21 protein-coding genes and 1 pseudogene are annotated in these 23,723 nt (G+C 59.9%); 17 read left to right on the top strand and 5 right to left on the bottom strand.

Annotation, left to right across the window (positions count from 1 at the left end; translation table 11 throughout):
- Positions 1–13: 13 nt before the first annotated feature.
- The 4 genes from ACE103_RS05400 to ACE103_RS05415 all read right to left on the bottom strand — a co-directional run bounded on the left by ACE103_RS05400 (position 14) and on the right by ACE103_RS05415 (position 4,957).
- Complete coding sequence (locus ACE103_RS05400) at positions 14–1,768, bottom strand: di-heme-cytochrome C peroxidase (RefSeq protein ID WP_375778596.1); 1,755 nt, start codon at positions 1,766–1,768, stop codon at positions 14–16.
- Between the two features lie 371 nt (positions 1,769–2,139).
- Positions 2,140–3,273: an HlyD family secretion protein gene (locus ACE103_RS05405; RefSeq protein WP_375778597.1), complete on the bottom strand. Its 1,134-nt coding sequence runs from the start codon at positions 3,271–3,273 to the stop codon at positions 2,140–2,142.
- A complete protein-coding gene (locus tag ACE103_RS05410) occupies positions 3,270–3,689 on the bottom strand; it encodes a DUF3302 domain-containing protein (protein WP_375778598.1) in 420 nt (139 codons plus the stop codon). The genes ACE103_RS05405 and ACE103_RS05410 overlap by 4 nt, the downstream gene beginning before the upstream one ends.
- Before the next feature lie 263 nt (positions 3,690–3,952).
- Positions 3,953–4,957 (bottom strand): helix-turn-helix domain-containing protein, encoded by a 1,005-nt coding sequence (locus ACE103_RS05415; RefSeq protein WP_375778599.1) that lies wholly within the window; start codon positions 4,955–4,957, stop codon positions 3,953–3,955.
- A 528-nt stretch (positions 4,958–5,485) separates the two neighbouring features.
- Here ACE103_RS05415 and ACE103_RS05420 point away from each other — a divergent pair.
- The 5 genes from ACE103_RS05420 (at position 5,486) to ACE103_RS05440 (ending at position 11,984) form a co-directional block, all read left to right on the top strand.
- Positions 5,486–8,839, top strand: coding sequence for an AAA family ATPase (locus ACE103_RS05420; protein WP_375778600.1), 3,354 nt, complete (start codon positions 5,486–5,488; stop codon positions 8,837–8,839).
- A 35-nt stretch (positions 8,840–8,874) separates the two neighbouring features.
- Positions 8,875–9,183, top strand: a complete 309-nt coding sequence (locus ACE103_RS05425; protein WP_375778601.1) for an LssY C-terminal domain-containing protein — start codon at positions 8,875–8,877, stop codon at positions 9,181–9,183.
- Positions 9,143–9,685 (top strand): LssY C-terminal domain-containing protein, encoded by a 543-nt coding sequence (locus ACE103_RS05430; RefSeq protein ID WP_375778602.1) that lies wholly within the window; start codon positions 9,143–9,145, stop codon positions 9,683–9,685. The genes ACE103_RS05425 and ACE103_RS05430 overlap by 41 nt, the downstream gene beginning before the upstream one ends.
- 39 nt (positions 9,686–9,724) lie before the next feature.
- Positions 9,725–10,534, top strand: coding sequence for a hypothetical protein (locus ACE103_RS05435; protein WP_375778603.1), 810 nt, complete (start codon positions 9,725–9,727; stop codon positions 10,532–10,534).
- A 937-nt stretch (positions 10,535–11,471) separates the two neighbouring features.
- Positions 11,472–11,984, top strand: coding sequence for a methyltransferase domain-containing protein (locus ACE103_RS05440; RefSeq protein ID WP_375778604.1), 513 nt, complete (start codon positions 11,472–11,474; stop codon positions 11,982–11,984).
- Between the two features lie 522 nt (positions 11,985–12,506).
- On the opposite strand, the gene ACE103_RS05445 is transcribed toward ACE103_RS05440, so the two are convergent.
- Positions 12,507–12,758, bottom strand: coding sequence for a helix-turn-helix domain-containing protein (locus ACE103_RS05445; protein WP_375778605.1), 252 nt, complete (start codon positions 12,756–12,758; stop codon positions 12,507–12,509).
- Positions 12,759–12,920: 162 nt separating this feature from the next.
- Between ACE103_RS05445 and ACE103_RS05450 the strand changes: the two genes are divergently transcribed.
- The 12 genes and pseudogenes from ACE103_RS05450 (at position 12,921) to ACE103_RS05505 (ending at position 23,640) form a co-directional block, all read left to right on the top strand.
- Positions 12,921–13,193 carry a DUF2285 domain-containing protein gene (locus ACE103_RS05450; protein ID WP_375778606.1) on the top strand — a complete coding sequence of 91 codons (273 nt, stop codon included), beginning with the start codon at positions 12,921–12,923 and terminating at the stop codon, positions 13,191–13,193.
- 165 nt (positions 13,194–13,358) lie between these two features.
- Entirely contained in the window at positions 13,359–13,553 is a 195-nt protein-coding gene (locus ACE103_RS05455; protein ID WP_375778607.1) for a transcriptional regulator domain-containing protein, read from the top strand.
- A gap of 166 nt (positions 13,554–13,719) precedes the next feature.
- Positions 13,720–14,130, top strand: a complete 411-nt coding sequence (locus ACE103_RS05460; RefSeq protein ID WP_375778608.1) for a DUF2285 domain-containing protein — start codon at positions 13,720–13,722, stop codon at positions 14,128–14,130.
- A 133-nt stretch (positions 14,131–14,263) separates the two neighbouring features.
- The gene (locus ACE103_RS05465; RefSeq protein ID WP_247543147.1) at positions 14,264–14,545 is read left to right on the top strand and encodes an AlpA family transcriptional regulator; all 282 of its coding nucleotides are present in this window, start codon (positions 14,264–14,266) and stop codon (positions 14,543–14,545) included.
- 22 nt (positions 14,546–14,567) lie between these two features.
- Positions 14,568–15,449, top strand: coding sequence for a replication initiator protein A (locus ACE103_RS05470; RefSeq protein ID WP_375778609.1), 882 nt, complete (start codon positions 14,568–14,570; stop codon positions 15,447–15,449).
- A 289-nt stretch (positions 15,450–15,738) separates the two neighbouring features.
- The gene (locus tag ACE103_RS05475) at positions 15,739–16,203 is read left to right on the top strand and encodes a DUF2840 domain-containing protein (RefSeq protein ID WP_375778610.1); all 465 of its coding nucleotides are present in this window, start codon (positions 15,739–15,741) and stop codon (positions 16,201–16,203) included.
- Positions 16,200–16,712 carry a S26 family signal peptidase gene (locus ACE103_RS05480; protein ID WP_375778611.1) on the top strand — a complete coding sequence of 171 codons (513 nt, stop codon included), beginning with the start codon at positions 16,200–16,202 and terminating at the stop codon, positions 16,710–16,712. The genes ACE103_RS05475 and ACE103_RS05480 overlap by 4 nt, the downstream gene beginning before the upstream one ends.
- Before the next feature lie 305 nt (positions 16,713–17,017).
- Entirely contained in the window at positions 17,018–17,608 is a 591-nt protein-coding gene (locus ACE103_RS05485; RefSeq protein WP_375778612.1) for a lytic transglycosylase domain-containing protein, read from the top strand.
- 199 nt (positions 17,609–17,807) lie between these two features.
- Complete coding sequence (locus ACE103_RS05490) at positions 17,808–18,872, top strand: IS110 family transposase (RefSeq protein ID WP_375778613.1); 1,065 nt, start codon at positions 17,808–17,810, stop codon at positions 18,870–18,872.
- 548 nt (positions 18,873–19,420) lie between these two features.
- Positions 19,421–21,184: a relaxase/mobilization nuclease domain-containing protein gene (locus ACE103_RS05495; RefSeq protein WP_375778614.1), complete on the top strand. Its 1,764-nt coding sequence runs from the start codon at positions 19,421–19,423 to the stop codon at positions 21,182–21,184.
- Positions 21,185–21,219: 35 nt separating this feature from the next.
- Positions 21,220–23,208 (top strand): annotated as a pseudogene (locus ACE103_RS05500) (conjugal transfer protein TraG).
- A 6-nt stretch (positions 23,209–23,214) separates the two neighbouring features.
- Positions 23,215–23,640 (top strand): CopG family transcriptional regulator, encoded by a 426-nt coding sequence (locus ACE103_RS05505; protein ID WP_375778615.1) that lies wholly within the window; start codon positions 23,215–23,217, stop codon positions 23,638–23,640.
- The last annotated feature ends 83 nt before the right edge of the window (positions 23,641–23,723 follow it).

Raw genomic sequence — 23,723 nt, forward strand, 5'->3', positions numbered from 1 at the left:
TCATGACCTGAGATCAAGGCGTTTCCGGCGGACCGCCGAACGGCGTGACGCGACCAGGCTCCTCCGGAATAGACTTCAAATATTCGACGAGCGCCCATCGCTGCTCGTCGGTCAGTAGTGGGCCAATAACCCCGTTGCCACGCGGCCCATCCTGGAACGAGTGACCCGCATTCGAGTTGCCCAGCAGGCTCGTATCCAGGACGAATGTACCGGGCCCACAGGTTACGTCCAACCCTACCTTGATCGGGTCGAACTCGCGGCCGACGCAGAATTTCTTCGAACGTTCGCTTGCCGGAACCAGCATCTCGTACAGGTTGGGCACTCCTCCGTTGTGCAGGAATGGCGCAGTAGCCCATACGCCGTCGCGCGGCGCCGCCTTATAAACCCGATCGGGTGCGGGCGGCGGGGGAAGCTCCCGATATCCGTTCGCATCCAGGAATTCGGCCGGGGTCATTTTCAGTTTTTCGACGGCCCTCCCGATTATCGCGTGCCCTATACTTTCTTTGAACGCTGCCATGGGAACGGCGTCCTTTCCGCGCAGCTCGGGTGGCAAAATATTGTTGAGCGGACCTGTGACCGCGAATGGCCGGATCGCCAAGGCCTGCGTGGGATCGGTGCCGACATATGACTGCGGCGTGAGGCCTACGACGACGAAGCGCTTGCCGTATTTGTTTGGTTCAGTCCACCGGTAGGGCCATGCGTTGTGGCAACTTGCGCAGTGCTCGACAAACAGAGCCTTGCCGGACTTGGCTTTTTCTCGGTCAATCTTCCCGAACACGTCTTCGGGCCAGCTTGGCGGCGCAAGCCGTTCCAGCTGGTGCTCAACGCGGATAAGCTCCGGAATGTGCGCATTCGACTCGAACAGCCCATCTGCGGGAGTTTTGGCGCGCAGGTTTATGGGCATGTAGACGCCCATTGTCTCGCCCAGATTGCGAGCCAACGGATCCTGCACCACTCCCGACCACTGCGTCCACAATCCCTGTGGCGCGTTCCACAGGAAGGGAGGCTTGGCAGGCGCGACCGGCGTTGACGTGTTCTCCGGGATGCCGGGTAGGGTGGCAGTCATTCTGGTGTTGATCAGGGTGAGAGCATCAATTCGCGCCGGCCCCCAGGGCCAGGGAGATGCGGTGCTTCGTGTGGCATAATCGTACGTCAAAGCGGCCTGGCGCTCGAGCCGCTCGCGCAACGTGACTTTGGCTTCGGGGCTTGTCGCTCCAAGCCGTGTCGCGAGCCGATCGAATTTGGCTGCGTCGGTCAAAGTGGCGCGCAGCGCAGCATTGAGAGCCTGAACATAGGCTTGCAGATCCAACATATTGGCAGGCGCGCCATCGATCCTTACGTGCTTGCCTTTGTAGTTTAGTTGCGTCTCGTGACAGAACGCGCAGGTCGGGCCGGCGTAGTCGCCGACTGGCCAGTCGCCGATCGGAGTCGCGACGGTCGTCTTGCCGATGCCGATTGGCAAACCGTCGGGATTATATGGTGAACCCGGGGGCTGGCTGATCAGTCCATAGCGCTCGCTATTGGCGTCAGACCGGAATAACTCCTGGCCGCCGGCCACCTCCAGGTGCAGAAAAATGTCGTAGGAGAGAACGGCCGACCCCTGCGAGAAATGATAGTACCAATCCCGATCGTCCTGCGACCATGCCTGGTTGAGGTAGATGACAGGGTCGCTTTGTGCAAAGGCGGTCGTGGCAACTTGTACTGCCGCAGGAAGCAGCGTGAATGTTGTTGACATGAGCGCGATACGCGCCAGCGCCGCAGGTTTCATAGGCGGTCCTCCCGGATGCTCCGCCGGATATTGAGCGCGATCTGTCTTCCTACGCTATGCATCTTCGGCAGAGTTCGCTACATGGGTTCGCGTAGGGCTACTACGGCAGATTGTTCAGACGGCAGGCCGCCCCTCCCAACAGGACCTCAAAACAAGAGACAGAGTGAGCAAGATTGGCCAAATGCAGATGACGCTTGAATTTTTGTGCAGCTTCTTCAACGGACACGGAAAGAGCTCTGCATGGTCCTTCTAGAGCGTCGCTTCTTCGTCTCGGCGACACTGATGTTTCCAAGCTTGGACGAATTGATGATTTTGCACTGGATCGGCCAAGCGTGACATCCTTCACATCAAATGCTGGTGGCGCGCTCTCATTACGCGCCAGCTCTCTCCACAGATGGAAGGACGAACAAGAGCCATTTCTTCATGCGGATGGTCACCTTGGAGATGATGTGCATGGACTTGCCAACGCTTGTATAGATCGCCGCCGATCCCCCTGACCCGATCGATAGCTTCCGCGCGACCTCTTCATCGTCGAAGAGAATCTTGACAGCATAAGTTCCGGTTGATCTGGCAGCTGACGGAATATCTCCGCTGGGCGCCAATTGGCCTCCTCCCGAGGCCGAGATCACGGTGTCAACCTTCCCCGTGAACAGTCTGCCCGGATACGGGTCAAGCACCAGTTCGACGTCGTCGCCCCTGCGGACATTCGTAAGGTAATTCTGAGGAAACAGCGCCAGCACCTGGATGCTGGAAGTGTCGATGAAGGTCCCAAATGCAGCCATCGGAGCAGGCGCGACCATAGTCCCGACCTGGACCTGCCAATTCACCACATAGCCGTCCGCAGGCGCGGTTACGCTGCACTGCGTCAAATTAAATCGCGCCTCACCCAATTGCGCTTCAACGCCCGGAACGGCGCTCTCCGTGGCCGCAACGACGGAAGCAGCATGCAGAACTGCCGCCTCGGCTTGGTCGACAGCAGCGTCCGCCTCCTGACGCTGCTGCGTGGCTTGGTCCACCGCAAGCTTGCTAACCGCCGCTGGGTCGTTGCGCGCAACGTTCAGAGTCATCTGCTCCTGTGTTTTCGCGAGCTGATCAGCGGCCTTTGCCCTGGCAAGATTTGCTCGCGCGTTCATTTCGGAGGCTTTGGCCTGCTCGATGTTGGCCTGTGATACCTTGAGCTGCGCTTCCAGCTGATCGACGGCGTATTGGTATGGTGCTGGATCGATCTCGATAAGCAAATCGCCCGTCTTCATTGGCTGGTTCGCCTTGGCGTATACTTTCCTGACCTGTCCTTTCACATAGGGGACCAGCTGAACAACATATTGGCTCGTGACCATTTTCTCCGTAATCGGAGCCGATTGCATCCAAGCCACCACCACGGCGCCGATCATCATAACGCCGGTAACAATCAGACCAGCGATGAGATTTGCCCTTGGCCTCAGACGTAAAATCTTGAACAGCGCCACGACAACAGCGGTGTAGGTGATGGTCAGAATTGCAATCATGGCCGACTCTTCCCACCGGCGGAGCCGCCAGCCGTTGACGCCGCTAAGGCCATGGAGTCTGGCTCCCCGGCGTCGCGGGTTTTTTGGCGTTCGTTGATCGAAGATGAAGTTCGCGACGGAGCAGCAAATGCCCAGATCAGCGCAAGCGGCCAAAGCAAACCGCCCGTCGCGATGCCGATCCAGCCGGCTACGCTTACGGCCGCGGCATACGGGTGCTCCCATTTTCGCGCCAGCCGACCGGGCAATTGGCCAAGGCTGGCAACGATGGCTACGCCCACGAAGATGAGCACTGCAAAGACCATGAAGGTGACTGCATCCAGAACGCCAAATGTCACATCCATCGAAGACGCGTCTGCCGCCGCCGCTGTCGCAGACAGGCCAACGCTGAGCAGTCCGGCCCAACCTGTGCGCTTCAAAAGCCTATCCTCGTTATGGGCCTGCTAACCGCCAACCATCTCGCTTGGTTGGTTAGAAGCCATTCACCTTGCAAAGTCGGACGTTCAAAGGAGAGGTCCGTGGACTGCACGGGCTGTCTCTAGCCGGACATTGAGAGGGATTTATTTGACGCGCTATGCATCTTCGGCAATTCCGCTGCGCAGCCGCCGAGCCAGGTTACGGCTATTTAGGCGGCCGATCAGCTCCGACCACTGGCAAAGGAGGCCTCAGCGAGGCCGCGACCTCAGCAAAAAGCGAGAACTTCAGCGGCAGGCAGCGCCGATGGACGATTGAGGTCGATTGCGGTCGGCTCAGGACGCCTCAACGTCGCTGATGGTGTCTCCCCAAATAGGGCCCGGTAAGAGACTGAGAAACGTCCGAGCTCCCAGAAGCCGTGGTCGGTGACGACGCGCGTGACGTTCGTCTTGCTGGGGTCGGCACTGCGAAGGGCCCGATGCACCAGATGCATTCGCCGCAAGGTGAGATAGCGGATCGGCCCCATGCCCAGATGTTCCTCACACGCAGCGCGAAGCGTGCGCTCCGCAACACCGATGGCGACGCAGATTTCTGCGAGGTAAAGCGGCTGATCGGGATGTTCCGCCAGATAATCCTCGAACTTCGCAATGATCTCACCGTGACGCCGGGCGCCGCTCGTTGCCTCAACCCCAGCGCCCTCCGCGAGACATCGCACCATCAAATGAATCAATTGTTGTTCCAATGCGCGGGAGACTTCCGGCAATTCCAATACCTCCGGAGTGTCATGGGCCAGCTGCGCAACTGCCTTGTGCAGCCTCAACAGGCGCGACATCAGGGCAGGGCCGGGCCGGATGAAAGGCTTCGCGAGCCGTTGCATGAAATCGGCCCCAATGATCGTCTCGATCGCCGTGTTGACCTCATCGACCGGAAGCGACATTACTCCGGCGTGGAGACCTGTCTCTGTCTGTTGGTGCGCCTCGCTGCTCCTATTGATGATGATGTCACCAGGATGGATCTCCGCTCCGCAATAGCGAACCGAGCAATGGGGGTCGGTCAGAAAGCCAATCGCAGTGCGTTCAGGCTTGATGGAAGCGATGTTTACTTGCGGCAAGCACAGGCTGTAGCGTGACATCCAGAGGCGATCCATGCCGATTTGCATAAGCTCGAAGAGAAATTTGCCCTTTTCCTTGGGAAAGGCTTCAAAATCAGAATGTACGAATGCGTTGCGGCAAACAGCCGGATCGTCAATTTTTAGCGTCCGAATGTGAGCCATTTCTGTCTCCCCCGAGCCAGAAGCTGTACCGGAGCCACGATTGGGCTGTCCTAGCAGCGACGCAATAGAAATAACTATTGTACTAAGATGCAACTTTTGGTCAATGATCGGAGTGTGACGTCGTTGTGGCCATGCGCCGCAACATTGTGCGCTTGTTCAGCACAATGACCGTTCTGTCCTCCAGGCAGGCTCTTGTGAATCTCTTCCCAAGCACGGCGCGCAAGAGGGTAGGGCTGTCCTCCTGTCGACTCCTGCACCTCAAGGAAGGTCTGCAAACCGAGGCCGATCGCCATCGCATGCGCGGTGCAGTCTTCGCGGTCGCACGGAATCCGTACCTGCCAAACGGTAGCCCGCGATCATGAATCTGCTGCGGCACCTCTGACTTCAATTTGTGCTTGGATCGACGGGCCGCAGCATGAAAGGCGTGGCAACCAAGAATTCGCCGATTCTGCATAGCAAAGACCGGTGATCCAGCGGCAAATTTGGGTCCAGTATGGCCTCGCAAGAGTGAGCAGTTGGACCCTTTTTATGGACCTCAGGACCTTGCTACGGAGCCAGAGTCTGGAACGCTTCGAGGCTGCGTTTCGCGACAATGGGATCGACGAGTCGGTACTGCCGCATCTGACACAAGATCATCTCCGCGAACTCGGCCTTCCGCTCGGAGCGCGGATCAAGCTGCTCGCTGCCATCTCTGCGCTTCCAAAGGAGTCGGAGAGTCACACGGCCGCAGCGATGGCCGTGGACGGCTCACCCACCGACAGTGGCGAGCGACGGCAAATCACTGTGCTCTTTAGTGACTTGGTGGGCTCAACCGCACTATCGACCCGCATGGACCCGGAAGACCTGCGCAATCTGATCACGGCGTACCAGAAATGCGTGGCCGAAGCCGTCCAGCGCTTCGGCGGCTTCGTCGCAAAATATATGGGCGACGGCGTGCTGGTCTATTTTGGTTATCCCGAAGCTCACGAGGATGATGCCGAAAGGGCTGTACAGTCGGGATTGGAGCTAGTCTCGGAAGTCGCGAAATTGAAGACCGACACGCGGTTGCAGACCCGCGTAGGCATTGCCACGGGTCTGGTTGTGGTCGGTGATCTCGTGGGATCCGGGCTAGCGCAGGAACGTGGCATTGTTGGCGAGACGCCGAACCTTGCCGCTCGGCTGCAAGGTTTTGCCGAGCCGGATACGGTGGTGATTGCGGACACGACGAGACAGCTTCTCGGCAATCTCTTCGAACTGAGGGATCTTGGTCTTCAGGAATTGAGAGGCATCGGCGGCGCCGTGCAGATCTGGGCGGCAGTTCGACCAACGTCCGTGGAAGGTCGGTTCGAAGCATTTCACCGCAGCGACCTCACGTCGCTTGTCGGAAGGGACGAGGAATCGCAATTATTGCTGCGGCGCTGGTCGAGAGCAAAGGATGGAGAAGGTCAAATCGTGTTGGTCTGCGGTGAGGCCGGCATCGGCAAATCCCGCCTGACCGCAGCGTTGCTGGAAGAAGTCAGCAAGGAACCGCATGCACGGCTACGCTGCTTCTGTTCGCCGCAACGCACGAACAGCGCGCTATCACCGGTTATCGGTCACTTTGAGCGCGCGGCTGGACTGAAGCACGACGACTCCATTAGGACGAAGCTTGATAGGCTCGATAAGTTGCTTGTGCGGAGCGCGACTTCACCAATCGAATCAGCATTGTTGGCCGAGATGCTGTCGCTTTCGAATGACGGCCGTTACCCGGCGCTGACCTTTGATCCGCAGCAGCGTCGACAAAAGACCCTCGAGGCGCTTTTCAATCAAATCGAAGCGCTCTCGCGATCCACGCCGGTATTGATGATCCTCGAAGATGCTCACTGGACTGATCCGACCAGTCTCGAGCTGATTGGCCGCATCGTGGATCGAATCGAGGCGCTTCGTGTTCTGCTCGTCATTACCTTCCGGCCGGAATTCCAGCCGCCCTGGATTGGCCTTCCACACATGACGGCCGTCACCATCAATCGGCTCGGTCGGCGCGACATCGATGCCATCATTGACCGAATTGTCGGCAACAAATTTCTTTCGCCGGATGTCCGCGAAGACCTAATCGATCGCACCGATGGCATTCCATTGTTCATCGAGGAAATAACCAAGGCGATACTAGAGGCGGAGAACGAGGAAGACGCGCGACGAACAACGGCTGCGATCCCGTCACCGAAACTCGAGATTCCTGCCACGCTTCACGCCTCGTTGATGGCGCGTCTCGACCGGCTTGGACCGGCCAAGGAGCTTGCGCAAATTGGATCGGCGATCGGCCGCGAATTCTCGCATGCGCTCATCGAAGCTGTGGCCCGCAAGCCGCAGGCAGACCTTGATAATGCCCTGCATCGGCTCATCAGTGCCGGCTTGTTGTTCCGTCAGGGCGTGCCGCCCCACGCGCACTACCTCTTCAAGCACGCTTTGGTGCAGGACGCCGCTTACAGTACTCTGTTGCGCGAACACCGCCGCGCGTTGCACAAGAGGATTGTCGCGGCTCTCGAAGGCAGATTTGCCGACATCGTGGAGCGTCAGCCGGAGCTATTGGCACGCCACTGCACCGAAGCTGGGCTGATCGAGAAGGCCGCAAGTCTGTGGGGAAAGGCGGGACAGCGATCGCTGGGGCGGTCATCGCTGGTCGAAGCCGTTGAGCAGCTCACGCGTGCTCTCGGCCAGATTGCTGCTTTGCCCGCCACTCCCGCGCTGCGTCGCGAGCAGATCAAGCTCCAGGTTGCGCTCATAACCCCGCTCATCCATGTCAAGGGGTATGCCGCGCCGGAAACCAAGGCCGCTGCGAAGCAGGCACGTATGCTGATCGAACAAGCTGACGAGCCTCCTGAAGATTCGCTCCTTTTGTTCTCGGTCCTCTACGGCTTCTGGGTCGCGAACTACGTCGCGTTCGATGGCGATGTGATGCTCCGGCTTGCGGCGGAGTTCCTGTCATTCGCAGGAAGGCAAGGGGAGACCGTTCCGCTCATGATCGGGCATCGCCTTATGGGCACTTCCTTGATGTGTACGGGGAAGATTGCGGAAGGCCTGGCCCACTACGATCAAGCAATCGCGCTTTATGATCCCGCCGATCATCGTCCGCTGGCAGCGCAATTCGGTCAGGACGTCGGGGTGGCAATCTTGTCTTATCGGCCGTACGCTCTGTGGTTGCTTGGCTATCCCGAGGCAGCTCTCGCAGATACGGGCCGTGCGCTCGAGGCTGCACGCGAAATCGGCGACGCTGCTACGTTGATGTATGCGCTGACCCACGCAGGGTGGACCCATCTCTGGAGCCGGGATTCCATCTTAGCAACGACGCAGGCCGATGAACTTTTCGCTTTGGCAGACGAAAAAGGCACTTCGTTCTGGAAGGCGTGGGGAATGATGAACCGAGGAAGTTTATTAGTCTTGAGCGGCGAAGCGGTAGACGCAGTCCAAATGATCACCTCCGGAATTGCGGCATTTCGGCCGACAGGATCGACTCTGTGGATGCCGTTCTATTTATCATATTTGGCGAGGGCCCATGCCGAACTAGGCCGGTTCGACGAGGCCCGGCGACACATGGCCGAAGCTTTGGCGGCGATTGAAAAGACCGGAGAAACATGGTGCGAACCCGAGGTCCATCGCATCGCCGGGGAAATCGCGTTGCTTGCGCCGGCGCAGGATATCAGCAAAGCGGAAACGAATTTCGAGCGGGCGCTCGCAGTTGCGCGGGAACAGCAGGCGAAATCCTGGGAGCTTCGGGCAGCCATGAGCCTGGCGCGGCTTTGGCGCGATCGAGGCGATCGCGGCAAGGCCCGTGAATTGCTGGCTGGCGTCTACGAATGGTTTCGGGAGGGCTTCGAAACGCCTGATCTCCAGCAGGCGAAGACGTTGCTCGATGAGCTGGGCTGATTCTGCGTTTAGCGCAAGTACCAGGAAACAGTGGAATGAAGCAGCCCGCGAGAGGCCGGCTCCGGCGTCGGCTCATCATTTTCGGGGCCGCAGCAATCGCCTATTTGCTGCTGACCTACGTTGTGGCGCCTGTACTCTGGACGCACCATGAACACGAGCCCGGCCTTGCGAACTTGCCGATGGTGACACGCACCGCCGACGGCATTCCTGGCGATGCGCTTAACGTGGGACTGGTTGGCGACAAGCAAGACATCACGCGCACAATGCATGCGGCCGAATGGTTTCCCGCGGACCCCCGTCACGTTGCGCACGAGCACCGACATCGTTGGCAGCGTCATACTTGACCGGCCGTACCATGACGCGCCTGTCAGCCCGCTCTATTATGATGGGAAAAAGGAACAGCTTGCGTTCGAGAAGCCGGACGGCAAGAGCGCCGATCGGCGACACCACGCCCGCCTGTGGCAAGTGCTGGAAAAGGGTACAACTGGCCGTCCGGTCTGGCTGGGTTCGCTAACATTCGATCGCGGGGTCGGCTTGAGCCATGACACAGGGCAAGTCACCCATCACATCGGAGCGAACATCGATGCCGAGCGCGATCTGCTGATGCGCGACTTGCGCACAGCCTACTTGGTCGAGGCATTCTTCCAGATTTCCGGAATAGGACCGACCCTGTTCGCCCGGAATGGCGAGGGCGATCCATATTACACGGACGGCGAAATCGGTGTCGCGAATCTTGTCGTCGACGGCGTCAAGAGAATGGAGCCACCACCGACGTTACCGCCGCCGGCGCTGATTGTCCTCAAGGATCGGGTCTGGCACAGCGTCAGTTCCAGCATCGCACGATAGGACAAGCTAACTGCCACGTCGACGGGAGGCCGGCCGCTTATGGAAAATCTGACGCATTATCCTGTGGTGGTATTCGCGGTCGCCTTTGTATCGCTGTCGCTCGCTTCAGCGGCGGGCGCCTGGTTACGCAGGCGCAACGTCAGCATGACCGAGGAACACAAGGACGATCTGAGCCTCATTCTTGCGGCTTCTCTGACGTTGCTTGCCTTGATTATTGGTTTCAGCTTTTCGATGGCCACCAATCGCTACGATCAGCGCAAGAATTTCGAGGAAGCAGAAGCCAACGCGATCGGAACCGAGTACTTGCGCGCCGATCCTCTGCCATCGGCAGACGCTGCAAGCGTGCTTAAGCTTCTAAGTTACTACACCAATCAACGCGTCCTGTTTTACTCCAATACAGATGACGCGCGGCGAACGCGCATAGACGAACGGGTCGGTCAATTGGAGGCCGATCTCTGGGCTACGGTCCGTGGACCCGCTGCAGCACAGCCGACGCCTGTTGCTGTCCTGGTGCTCGCCGGTATGAACAATGTTGTCAGTTCCCAGGGCTACACCCAGGCGGCTTACTGGAATCGGATTCCAATAGCCGCCTGGTATCTCCTGGCGGCCATTGCGCTGTGCTGCAACGTGCTGTTTGGCTGCCGGATGCAAACGACTGGTAAACTTGCGCTCGTGTTGCCGCTCGTCGTCTCGATTTCCCTGCTCTTGATCGCCGATATCGATGCCCCGCGACATGGACTGATATACGTCAGTCCGCAGAACCTCGAAAGTCTGGCGAGATCACTTGGCACTAAAGTTCATTGCGTCGCCATTCGGTGCCCCAGGATGGTCTTGATTTCCATTCCGTGAGACGCTTTCAGCCTATTCGATCACGTCAGCGCCCCCCGATGTTGTAGACCAGCGAGGCGTCGACCTTTGGCTCGCAGGGATGGTTCTTGCTCTTTTACCTGGATCGAGAAGGGCAGCGGCAAAGCAATTTGCTTTGATCGGGATCAGAAAAGCCGAAATTAACGCGGGCCCGATCTCGGCTTGCCCGCGATTGGCGCAGGCGTAATCCTGACAGTTGGCTGGCAGGCGTATCTTGCAGCTTCCGCCCCACATTGCGCGCTTGTGCCGACGCGGTGATCGAGTAGTTGACTTCTGCTTCTGGCGCCCTTAGCCGAAGGCCAATCGAGCGCGTGTCATGTCGGCTGTCAGGGCAAACTGGACGCCGATCCAACTTGGCGTCCACCGATGCTTTTGATCCATGCCGGACTTGCTGGTCGTTCCTAGTCTGTGCTGTACTAGTCTTCTAATTTGTTCTGGTTGGCAAATCGGAGGCCCCTCATGAGGACCGCGTTGCTCGCCGCGACCGCGCTTGTCGCCCTCTCATCTAATGCTATCGCGCAAGATCAGATCGACGCAGCCACAGAGCCAGCTCCAAAGGCGAAGCATATCAATCCTAACTCCACGACGCCCAACGGTAGGTTGCACTATGATGTGCCTTGCCGGGTATCGTCAGTGGGTACATGCACCTCAGTGCCGCTACCCTATAGGCCAATGAAGAAGTAAGGCCGCCTCAGCGGGCAGCCTTTTTCATTCGTCCAATAACTTCTGCTTCTGGCCCAACGCTTCCGTTGAGGCGGTGTATCCAAATGGCGGTTCATAGGGAGATCGGAAGGTTGCAACTGAGCGCCAAACCGACGCTTGTGACCCAACTCGGACAATTCGGTCGTACCCTTCTTGCTCTGGCCGATGTTGCAAGCAATGATCCCAGTTAACTGGCGAACGAAAGTTGAGGCTGAAAATGGCAAGAGAACTCGCGTACAACGACGAAGCAGCCTCTGAATATGACCGCGCGTTTGCTGCACGTCTCGACACACTTTCTGCGGTTTCTCTTGAGCGCCGCAGCGGTTCGGCCCGGCATGAAGATATCTTAGACGTCGCGACAGGTACTGGACTTGCGGCGGCAGCATGCTCGCGCGCCGTCGGGCCGACAGGACAAGTCGTTGCTGCTGATCTGTCGGAAGCCATGGTCGAACAAGCAAAGCGGAATCTAAATTCCGTATCAAACGTGACCTTCGCAGTTGAAGACGGCCAAGCCCTCTCGTTTGAAGATGGAAGTTTCGATGCCCTGACTTGTAGTCTCGGACTTATGTTCTTTCCTGATCCTGCGCGGGGGTTAGCGGAGTTTTTTGCGTGTCCTTCTCCCCGGCGGACGTGCTGCGGCGTCCGTCCTCACAGTCCCCGAACGGTCCTACAATGGCCGGATCAATGCCGTCATAGCCCAACACTTGCCCGCGATCAGAGAGGCGACTGAAAGGACGTTTTCGTTGGGTGACGCAAGCCGACTGCGGCATTTGGCAGAACAGGCTGGGTTTCGAAACATCGAAATATCTAGGGGGGCGCACCAATTCACCTTGCCTTCGTTTGATGCCTACTTCGGCCCTTTCGAGCGAGGCGGCGCATCGACCGGGCAAGCCTTTCTAACGCTACCCCTGGAAGTCCGCGACAGCGTCCGCAAAAAGAGGCAGCGTAGTCTCGGAGACAAGGGAGGGCCCGTGGAAATCGAAGTAGAAATTCAGTTCGTTAGTGGGCAACGCTAACCTATCTCGGTGTTGCGGTTATCGGTCCGCAACGTCTCCTCTTGGCCTTCAGAGACCTCAGGAGACGTCCGCTTTCTAGCCGCTGTAAGGGGGTGAGCGGACATTAAACGGCCAGCCGCTTAATAAGTCACAGCGTAGCTCGTTTGTCCCACTTTCGGGCGTTATACTGCTTTTGTGCCCGTCGCGAACGCCGTAGAGGCTGTCCGGAAGCGACATAGTGTGCGGTTGCAGCTCAATCACCGCCGTTTGGCTGGTTTTGGTCGTTCGTCTCGTGCCTCATCATCTGGGAGGACTAGATCGACATGACTGACGCCTAACGTGCTGGCGAGTTCGAATAGAGTGACGACAGTTGGATTGCGACGACCACGCTCTAGGTCACTAATATACTGTTGGGTGAATCCGGACACTTCGGCGAATTTCTCCTGCGTGAAGCGCTTTTGCTTCCGCAGTTTTGCGAAGTTCCGACCGACCAACTTGCGCATGTCCATCGGCGCAAATTGCGTCTTTACATACTATGAGGTTTATCTCCTATAGTATGTATTTGGATCTGCCTGCTGGTCGGCTAGTCCGCAATAAGGCTTAAATGAGACGTGAGGACGATCTCGGCCAACCAGGGAGATTAGAATCAGTCGCTGCCTTCTGGGATGCTTATGACAAAGCCGCAACTAGATCCTGACGTCGCGGATGTCGCGCCGAGCGAGCCGGCGCTCACGGTCTATGACGAACAGCATGTCGTAACGTACATGCGCCTTCTGCAGGCCGAGGGTGACGGGGCGGACTGGCGCGAAGTGGCTCGAGTGGTCTTGCATATGGACCCCGAGCGAGAGCGGGACCGCGCGCGGAGCGCATATCAGAGTCATCTTGCGCGCGCCAAATGGGTGACTGAACAGGGCCGCCTATTGCGTGGCACCGGGTTGAAATAGAAGAATATCGCCGACTGGCGACTTGCAGGCAGAACTATTTTCTTTCGCTGGCCGGTGGTCATTCCGGTGCACCACGTGGTGCCAAACTAGGGGCTTCCTACAACCGCCTCGTTCATACCTATTGCGCCGCAATCGTTGTTAGCAGCGTGCAATGGGGCTGAAGCAATGCCTGAGTTCGACTGGCGGTCGCCGGCTTCCTACAAGAGCCTACAAGAAGCGGAAGTCACCGATATCGCCTGGGAATGTCTCCGCCGCAGCGCCGACTATCGGCGTGAGTACGAGGTGATGATTGCCAATAGTCCGAACGGCGAAGTGACTGACGAATTCAGGAGGAAATGGGGTATCTGCTTTCGCCCATGACCCGCAGAGGTCGTTCGACGAGCAGACGATCTTTTGGGCGCCCGAGGTTCTAACGGCGGTCGTTCCGGTCAAGCTCGCCTCGCCCGTTGATGGCAGTTTGCCATCTAAAGCGCTGCTCGACCTTGCAGCCGGCGAGGTTCGCCGCGCTGTCGATGGCTGGCATGCCGTGCTGCGCATCGGCGCGGTAGACCACCGTGTCTGGTCCAAGGAGCCGCCGGTGCTCGGAGCTCCATACGCAGCCGAATTGCCGTTTGATAGCGATTTCGACGCACGTGCGTATGCAGCCCGACGGCTGTGGCGCGCGATGAATGGACGCATGCCAGGTCCTGCATTTCACACATTATCCAAGCAGCGGCGAGAGCGCCTGAGCGCCGCGATCCGCGCGTTCGACGCGCATAGCGCCGGCGGCAGCTATCGCATCATCGCCGAAGCGCTATTCGGCAAGAACCGCATTCCCGATCGCGCCTGGAAGACGCACGACCTGCGCAATCGAACGATCCGCTTGGTGCAAGGTGGCCTCGCGTTGATGCGCGGTGGTTACCGCAAACTTCTGCGGCTTGAGCGCAGAGACGAGTAGCGCCGTCCGCTAGGGGTGCCGAAAATCGGCCCCCCAATATTCGGCATCCCCCTCCGACATCGCGCTTCTCCATGATGACCGCACATTCGCTGGCGCTGCCATTCGCGGTGCGGTGTCACCATGGAGTTCTCAAATGCCCGATTCAATGGCCGGTCTACCCCCGCGCTTCCTGCGTACACCGGAGGCCGCGCGTTATCTTGGCCTCTCGGGGCGCACGCTGGAGAAGCACCGCACGTACGGCACCGGGCCGACGTATCGGAAGATCGGCGGCCGTGTTGTCTACGCCGTGGACGATCTGAAAGCGTGGGCCGACCTCGGCGCCAAGACGTCGACATCCGACCCTGGGAAGGGGACCGTGCTGCCGGCCAAGAAGCACCCGGTGCTACGCCCGTATGCGGGCCAGGAACGTCGTTGATCGCCGCGCGAGAGCAGTGAACATGCGGCGCAAACACCATTCCGAGCGCGATCAGCTTGAGCTCTTTCGGGCGCTCCCGGGCGAACTTGCGCCCCGCGACGCGCAAGATCTGATGGCTTATCCGTTCTTCTCGCTCGCAAAAACAAAGCGCATCGTGCCGATCGATTTCCGTGCGGGTGCGATCACAATTCGTGTCGAAGCTGTGCCGGAACACGGCATGGCGACCATCTGGGATGCAGACGTTCTGATCTGGGCTGCGTCCCAGATCGTCGAAGCACGTGACGCGGGTTTGAAAACGTCACGCTTGATGGCTGCAACGCCGTACGAGATTTTGACGTTTGTCGGCCGCGGCACCAGCGCGCGCGACTACGACCGGCTGAAGGCGGGTCTCGACAGACTTCAGTCAACGACGGTGATGACGTCGATTCGCCAGCCGTCAGAACGGCGACGGCATCGCTTCTCCTGGATCAACGAGTGGAAGGAGACGGCCGATGCAAATGGCCGTCCATTTGGACTCGAATTGATCCTGCCGGACTGGTTCTATGCCGGCGTAATCGATGACGCACTCGTGCTCACGATCGACCGCGCCTATTTCCATCTGACGGGCGGACTTGAGCGCTGGCTTTATCGCCTTGTCCGCAAGCACGGCGGTCGGCAGGACAGTGGCTGGAGTTTTGATCTTTTGCACCTCCATGCCAAGTCCGGCATCCTCTCACCGCTCAAGCACTTCACGTACGACGTACGTCAGATGGTCCAGCGTCAGACATTGCCCGGCTATCAGCTCGTGCTCACGCGCGATCCGAACGGTACCGAGCGTCTGAACTTCGCGCCTGCGCCTGCCGATCCCTTAACGGCACGAATGCGCCGGCGCGGTCTCATTCCGAATTCGGAGGACAACCTGTGAATCAGCTCGTGCTATCGGGGACCGCAACCCTCGTGCTATCGGGGACCCAATCCTCGTGCTATCGGGGACCGAAATCGAGCTTAAAAGCTTGTTTTTCTGCGCTTTCCGGCCCCTCTAACTTTACTAACCAGAAATCCTTCGGATTTCTTCTAACGGACCAGACCGCTAGCCGCATTAGGGGCGAGTGGCAACGGCGGGCCGTCCGTCCTGCTTGCCTTCAGAAGCCGCACACGCACTTCACCGACCGCAAAGCTCACGGCTCCCGATCCCAGCTTCAGGGAGCGGCAGCATGAGCGAGCTCACCGACGTTGAAGTGTTGTGGCTCGAGAAACGGATTGAAAACCGCATTCGGTTCGGGCGCCTCGCTGAGGAGAAGAAGATCGATCGCCACCGGCGCGTCCTGTCATTCGCGCCAGGCAGCATCTTTGCCTTCGTCCGTTGGACCTCCAACGACTTTGGCACGATCATCTCGCGGATTGACATCTTGCGTGCGGTCGCACCGGGACAGCGCTGCTCGACCGTGCCGTATGTGAAGCCCGGCGGAGAGATTTTGTTGCGGCTCTCCGGTTGGCCGAAGGTCGAACGGGTGCTGCAAATGGTCGACGCCATCGAAGCGCTCGGCGTCGATCCCGCTGACGTCGCTCCTGATCATTGGCATCACATCCATAATCGTCTGTCAGTCAACGAAAACCCGCGTCCTTACACGAAAGCGCGCCACCAAGCGTGGCTTCACCGGCAGAGGGTCATGCGATGACCAGCCGGTTCAAGACGCTGACCGCGATGCTCGGCGGTGTCGCGGCTCTTGTCGCGCCAATCGTTCTGGAGATTACGCCGGCCTACATCTGGAATGCGTCCGCGAGCATACCGATCGGGCTCTACCGTGTGCAGCCGGCGGACAGACTATTCGTTACCGAACTCCTCGCCGTACAGCCACCGGAGCCGCTCGCGACCTTCCTCGACCTGAACGGCTATCTGCCGGCCGGGCTGCCGATGCTCAAACGCGTGCTGGCGCTTCCCGGGCAGACCGTCTGCAGAAGCGGACTCACAGTTTCCGTCGACGCGATCGAAATGGGCGAGGCGCGAGATCGCGATGCCTGCGGCCGACCGCTCCCGAAATGGCAGGGCTGCCGTGTCGTCGGCGAGGGCGAGCTCTTCGTCATGAACTGGCAGTCAACCAACTCGCTGGATGGCCGCTATTTCGGGTTCTTGCCGGCGTCGTCCGTCATCGGCCGTGCGCTCCCAGTGTGGACCTGGGAGGATTGACTGTGCGCGCGTTGAATATCCTATCTGTTATTCCTCTGTTGGACGTAGTGCTGCACCATTCCTCCGTCCCGACCAACGATTGCGCGGCCGTCGCGCGCAGCGGCGGTCCAGGGCGGCCGAAAGGCCGGCGCGAAGCAGCTTCACCCTGGACGGTTGCGAGCACCGCGATATCCTTGCGTGTGTTCGAGAGGAGCCTGCGCGCTGTCGTGCCGTTGTTCGTTGCGCTGGCCGTGAGTCACGCTGCTGCTGGCGCCGAGAGGCGACCCGCGGACCCTACGGCAAGGTATGCAACTAGCGATCTATTTGTGGATTTCGTCGGACAAGCCTCACGCCGCTTCGGCGTGCCGGTGCGCTGGATACGCGCAGTTATAGACGTCGAAAGCGCCGGAGACGCGCGCGCCAGGTCACCGAAAGGCGCCATGGGGCTGATGCAGATCATGCCAGAGACGTGGGCAGAGCTACGTCTGCGGTACGGCCTCGGCAACGATCCATACGATCCCCACGACAACATTCTTGCAGGCACTGCGTACCTTCGTGAGCTGCACGACCGTTACGGCTCGCCGGACTTTCTTGCGGCCTACAACGCGGGACCTGCTCGCTACGAAGAGCATCTCGCCGGCCGTCCATTGCCCGCTGAGACCCTGGCCTATTTGCAGAAGCTCGTGCCGATCATCGGCAGCGACATTGCAGCTTCAAGTGCGGTCGCGGGTCTGCGGGCATCGGCGGGAGCGCTCTTCTTTGTGCGGTCTGAAAGCTCAACGGCCGCTGCCCGGCTGCAGCCTGTGCCCCCGCTGAACCGGGTCCCGACGGTTGCGTCCGTTCACGACATCTCGGCCATTGTGCCGCAGGCAGCAGGGTTGTTCGTTGCGCGATCTGATGCGGGAGGCTCGCGATGACTGGATGCGCAAGCTCGCATGAATTGGCGTGCTGTGGAGAAGCATGGGCGAAAAGGCGAGGGCAGTGGGGAGGCACGACAGCAGGACGGCTCTTCAAATCGGGCTTCGAGATACCGGTGCACGGGGATAAGACGGTCGTGGCCGAATCCGGAGCCTGGTGCAACGACTTGGAAGGTCGTTGCAACAAGGGAGAGCTCCGATGAAATTGTACGTTGGACTGGACGTCGGCCTTGAAGAAACCAGCGTTTGCATCGTCGATAGCGAGGGTCTCACGGTTCGCGAAGTCAAGGTCAGCACGGAGCCAGAGGCGATCCGCTCCGCTGTAGAAGGCTACGCGGATCGCCTCGATAGAGTGGGGGTCGAGGCGTCATCGCTAGGCATCTGGTTGTATCGCGAATTGCAGCCGGCTGGACTTCCGATGATTGTCGTGGAAGCGCGCCACCTGCGCGTTTCTCTGTCAACGATGCGCAACAAGACCGACCGCAACGATGCGCGCGGCATCAAGCAGATGATGCGGCTGGGCTGGTACCGCGCCGTCCATGTCAAGAACATCGAGATGCAGAAGATGCGCTCGCTGCTGGCCAACAGGAAGCTCCTCAAGCGCAAGCTGATCGACCTTGAGAACCACATTCGTGGCACGTTGAGGGCGTACGGTCTGATGGTTGGAGCGGTCGGCCGCGGGGAATACGAAGCGCGGGTCCGCGAGCTCATCGAGCACAGCGATCCGGTATTTTCCATGATGATTGAGTCCATGTTGGACGTGCGGCGAGCGATCTTCGAGGGCTACGAACGATTGCATAAGGTGCTCCTGCAGGTGGTCCAGCATGATGCGATCTGTCGTCGACTAATGACCGTACCCGGCGTCGGTCCCGTTGCGGCTCTCTCGTTCAAGGTTGGTGTTGATGACCCTCTCCGTTTTGCGCGATCTCGAACGGTTGGCGCGCATTTTGGCCTGACGCCAAGACGACACCAGTCTGGAACGTCCATCGACTATGAAGGTCGAATTACCAAGCAGGGCGATGTCGCGGTTCGCGAGGCGCTCTGCGAGGCAGCCGCAAGCCTGCTGCTGCGGGTCAGGAAATGGTCCGCGTTGCGGGCCTGGGGCCTGCGGATCGCCAAACGGTCGAGCATGCTGTGCGCGATCGTCGCGGTCGCGCGCAAGCTCGCGGGCATCCTGCACAGAATGTGGGTCAATGAGACCGATTTCCATGTCGGCTTTGGTGCCAAGGTCACGCGGCGACTTCGTTTGAGACCTGCGCAGTAGTTGCAGCGGGGGTCCAAAAGATTGGTGCTGGTGTTGCAGCCAGCATGGAGAGAAGGAGTAACGACTAGAGATCCGCGCGCGCGGTGAGCGTCCCCTGGCGGGGCCGCGAAACGGGGAATGTCCGCTATTTCTTGCCTGCTTCCGTCCAACGTGATGAGAGCGCCCGACTGCTTGGACAGCCCTGTTTACGAACCTGATGAAGAGCATGCGACGGCCATAGTGCTGAACGCGGAGGAACGCATGGACCCCGCCTGGAGAATGCAAACCGCGATCGCGGCTTTGGTGAGGTGTGTGCGTTGTTGTTGCAAGGAGTGCGTGATGATTGAAGTGCAGAAAGTCGCAGAAAAGCGTAGACGTGGATTGACTTTGCACGCCCGATTAGGAAGGCGAGATAAAAGGGGCTCGCCGGTCGAACCGCAAGCCATTGGCATGGCTTGGGTTCTGGCGTGCCGGTCGGTCGTGGCGCGTGCCGCGCCATATCTTTTGATCAGAGTTATCAACGGAGTATTCGGCACTGTAGGCGCTTCCGACCGCTTGGGGGCCCGGCCATGATTGCGCGCGACAGCGATCTGCGCATTCGGCCCGGACGCATCCGCAGCACTCGCGCGCCTAAGCCGAAGAGCTTCATCAACCAGGTGCTACGTGCCGCGAAGAAAGCCGGACATACCTCGGGTCAGGCTGCGGTTGGCAAGCGTTCTGCGGCCTATGGGCGCTCGACGTTTGGTCGTGGCCGGTTGTCCTTTAGCCGCGCCCGATTGTTCAGCCCGACGCGGCGGGTCGTGGTGAAAGCACGCATTGTCCGCCACAAAGGGCGAGCTTTCCGCTCGGCACCATTGACCGCCCACCTCTCATATCTGAAGCGCGATGGGGTGACTCGAAGCGGCGAGATGGCCGAGATGTTTGATGCCGGCGGTGACCGTGCCGACGGCGCGGCCTTCACGGAGCGGTGCGAGGGCGACCGGCATCATTTCCGGTTCATCGTCTCGCCCGAGGACGCTGGCGACATGACCGATCTCAAGGCATTCACCCGCGACCTGGCCAAGCAGATCGAGACCGATCTCGGTACGCGGCTCGATTGGGTGGCCGTGGATCACTGGAACACGGACAACCCTCACGTCCATCTTCTCATTCGAGGAGTCGACGAGGACGGAGCCGATCTCGTGATCTCCCGCGACTACATCAGCCATGGCCTGCGCTCACGCGCTGAGGAACTGGTCGGCATCGAACTGGGTCCAAAGCCAGAGCATGAGATCCGCAATTCGTTGCAGCGCGAAGTCACGGCGGGGCGATGGACGCGACTCGATCAAGAGATCCGACTTGGAGCCGACGAAACCGGCTACATCGATTTACGCCCAGAAACTCCTGGCAGCTCCGACCCAGAGATCCGGCGCCTGATGATCGGCCGCCTTCAGCACCTGGAGAAAATGGGCCTTGCCGCGCCCGTTGCGCCAGGGGAGTGGATGGTTGGGCTCGAGGCCGAGCGTAATCTGCGCGACCTCGGCATGCGCGGTGACATCATCAAGACCATGCACCGCGCCTTCACCGAGCGCGGGGAATCGCGCGGTGTTGCCGACTACGTCATCGAAGGTGGGCCGCCAGCGTCCCAGATCGTCGGGCGGCTAGTCGGTCGGGGGCTGTACGACGAACTGACCGGCGAGGCTTTTGCCGTGATCGACGGAACAGACGGGCGTGCGCACCACCTCCGCTTCCGCGGGATCGAAGCCTTCGAACATGCGCCGCCGGTCGGCGGCATCGTCGAAGTAAGACGCTTTGGTCAAGCCGGTGATCCGCGTCCCAGCGTGATGCTCGCGCCCCGTTCCGATATGGATCTTGGAGAGCAGGTCACCGCGAAAGGCGCGACCTGGCTCGACCACCGCCTGGTCGAACGCGATCCGATGCCGCTCGCCATGGGAGGATTCGGCCGCGAGACTCGCGAAGCCATGGAAGCTCGCGCCGAGCGTCTGGTTGAGGAAGGACTGGCGCGGCGGCAGGGCCAGCGCATCATCCTGCAACGCGACCTTCTGAACACACTGCGTCGACGCGAACTGGACGAGGTGGGAGCAAAGGTCTCGGCCGACACCGGCCTGCCTCACGTGAAGTCAGCGTCCGGGGAGCACGTGACAGGCACGTATCGCCAGCGGTTGACACTCGCGTCGGGGCGTTTCGCGATGATCGACAATGGGCTCGGTTTCCAGCTCGTCCCGTGGTCGCGTGAGCTCGAGAAGAAGTTCGGCCAACACGTCACCGGCGTCGCGAGGGATGGCGGCGGCATCGAATGGGGCTTTGGCCGCAAGCGCGACCTGGGCCTCTAGCATCTCGCCAATTCAGTTGCGGAAGGACTTTCGGGATGTCCGGAACCAAGATCCTCTGGGGCCAGGTGATCGTTGTCGGGCTAATCGTTTTGCTTGCCATTTGGGGAGCAACCCAGTGGACCGCCTGGCGGCTCGCCTACCAGCCGGAGCTCGGGCACCCCTGGTTCGAGCTGTGGGATTGGAAGATCTACTATCCGCCGATCTTCTTCTGGTGGTGGTTCGTCTACGATGCCTATGCACCTCGGGTGTTCGTCGAGGGAGCCTTCATTGCGGCGTCGGGGACCTTCGTTTCGATCGCGGCGGCGATCGGCATGTCGGTCTGACGAGCCCGCGAGGCCAAGAATGTCGAGACCTATGGCTCGGCGCGCTGGGCCGGTCTGGAAGAGGTGAGAGCAGCCGGTCTTCTCGGTCAAGATGGCGTGGTGCTAGGCAAGCTCGAGGAGGACTACCTTCGCCATGATGGACCAGAACATGTGTTGTGTTTTGCTCCCACCCGGTCCGGCAAAGGTGTTGGTCTCGTCGTTCCCTCGCTGCTGACTTGGCCAGGCTCGGCCATCGTTCACGACATCAAGGGCGAGAACTGGCAACTGACTGCCGGTTTTCGCTCCTGTCATGGGCGCGTCCTGTTGTTTGATCCGACCAACCCAAAGTCCTCAGCGTATAATCCACTGCTCGAGGTCCGACGCGGGGAGTGGGAGGTCCGCGACGTCCAGAATGTCGCCGACGTTCTGGTCGACCCCGAGGGCTCGCTGGACAAGCGGAACCATTGGGAGAAGACCAGTCATTCGCTCCTGGTTGGTGCCATCCTCCACGTCCTCTATGCCGAGGTGAACAAGACCCTAGCCGGCGTCGCCTCTTTTCTGTCCGACCCGAGGCGGCCGATCGAGGCGACCTTGAAGGCCATGATGACCACGCCGCATCTCGGCGAGCAGGGAGCGCATCCTGTCGTCGCCTCGACCGCGCGCGAGCTGCTCAACAAATCGGACAATGAACGTTCCGGTGTCCTGTCCACGGCGATGTCGTTCCTCGGGCTCTACCGCGATCCCGTGGTAGCGAAGGTGACCCGCCGGTGTGACTGGCGGATCGCCGACTTAACTGCCGATATCCGCCCGACGACGCTGTACCTTGTGGTTCCGCCCTCCGATATCTCGCGGACAAAGCCCCTGATCCGCCTCGTGTTGAACCAGATTGGCCGGCGGCTGACCGAGGACTTGCACGCCAGCGACCGCCGACACCGAGTTCTCATGATGCTCGATGAGTTCCCGGCACTTGGGCGTCTCGATTTCTTCGAGTCTGCGCTCGCATTCATGGCGGGCTATGGGATCAAGAGTTTCCTGATCGCGCAATCGCTCAATCAGATCGAGAAGGCCTACGGGCCCAACAACGCGGTCCTCGACAATTGCCACGTCCGCGTCAGTTTCGCGACCAACGATGAGCGGACCGCCAAGCGGGTCTCAGACGCGCTGGGTACGGCGACCGAGATGCGGGCGATGAAGAACTATGCCGGTCACAGGTTGAATCCCTGGCTGGGGCACCTCATGGTCTCGCGGCAGGAAACCGCGAGGCCGCTCCTGACCCCTGGTGAGGTCATGCAACTCCCGCCGTGGGAGGAAATCGTCATGGTGGCAGGGACGCCCCCGATCCGCGCCAAGAAGGTGCGCTACTACGAGGATCGGCGGTTCTCCGAACGCGTCTTGCCGCCGCCAGATCCTGCGGCCTCCGGCCGCTCATTGCGGGCGGACGGATGGTCGACGCTTGGAATCCTCACGCCGGCAGCGCTTCCAACAAGCAGGGCGGAGCAGGCAGAGGAAGACACGGCGAACAGCGGGCTTCGTCGCGAGCCCGAGCTCCCCGATCACGTTGCGATTGTGAAGGAGACGGCCGATTCAACGCCGGCAGAGGAATTTGCCGTTGTTCTTGACGACGACGAGGATGCAGTACGCCAATCTCGACTTCTCCGTCAGCAGATGCGTGGCGTCGCCCGTCAGGTTGCCATGGACCCGAATGACGGTATGGAGCTGTGAGCCGACATGCGCGACCGGATGAATGTGTACTTTCCGCCGGAGCTTCTGAAGCAGATCACGGATATTGCCGATCGTAAGAATCTTTCCAGGTCTGCGATCGTGGAAGCGGCGGTTGCGTCCTTTCTGTCACCAGACGGGGTGGACAGGCGGGAGGCGGCGTTCACCCGTCGCCTGGACCGTCTATCGCGCCAGATGCAGAGGCTCGAGCGTGACGTCGGCCTGACGGCCGAAACCCTAGCCCTATTCATCCGCTTCTGGCTGACCATCACGCCACCGCTGCCAAACGACGCACAGGCGGCCGCGCAGCTCAAGGGCCGGGAACGCTTTGAAGGATTTATCGAGGCGCTCGGGCGCCGCTTGCAAAAGGGGCAGAGCTTTCTACGAGAGATTCCGGAAGATATCGTCCGTCAGGAACCTGGCAACGAAACCTGATTGAATGACGAGACACGCTGTTCGCGGGTCTTTCTTTTTCTACGCCAGTCCACGACCGTAGAAATTTAGCCAAGCCGACAAAA

The organism is Bradyrhizobium sp. ma5, assembly GCF_042258955.1.
Lineage (GTDB): Bacteria > Pseudomonadota > Alphaproteobacteria > Rhizobiales > Xanthobacteraceae > Bradyrhizobium.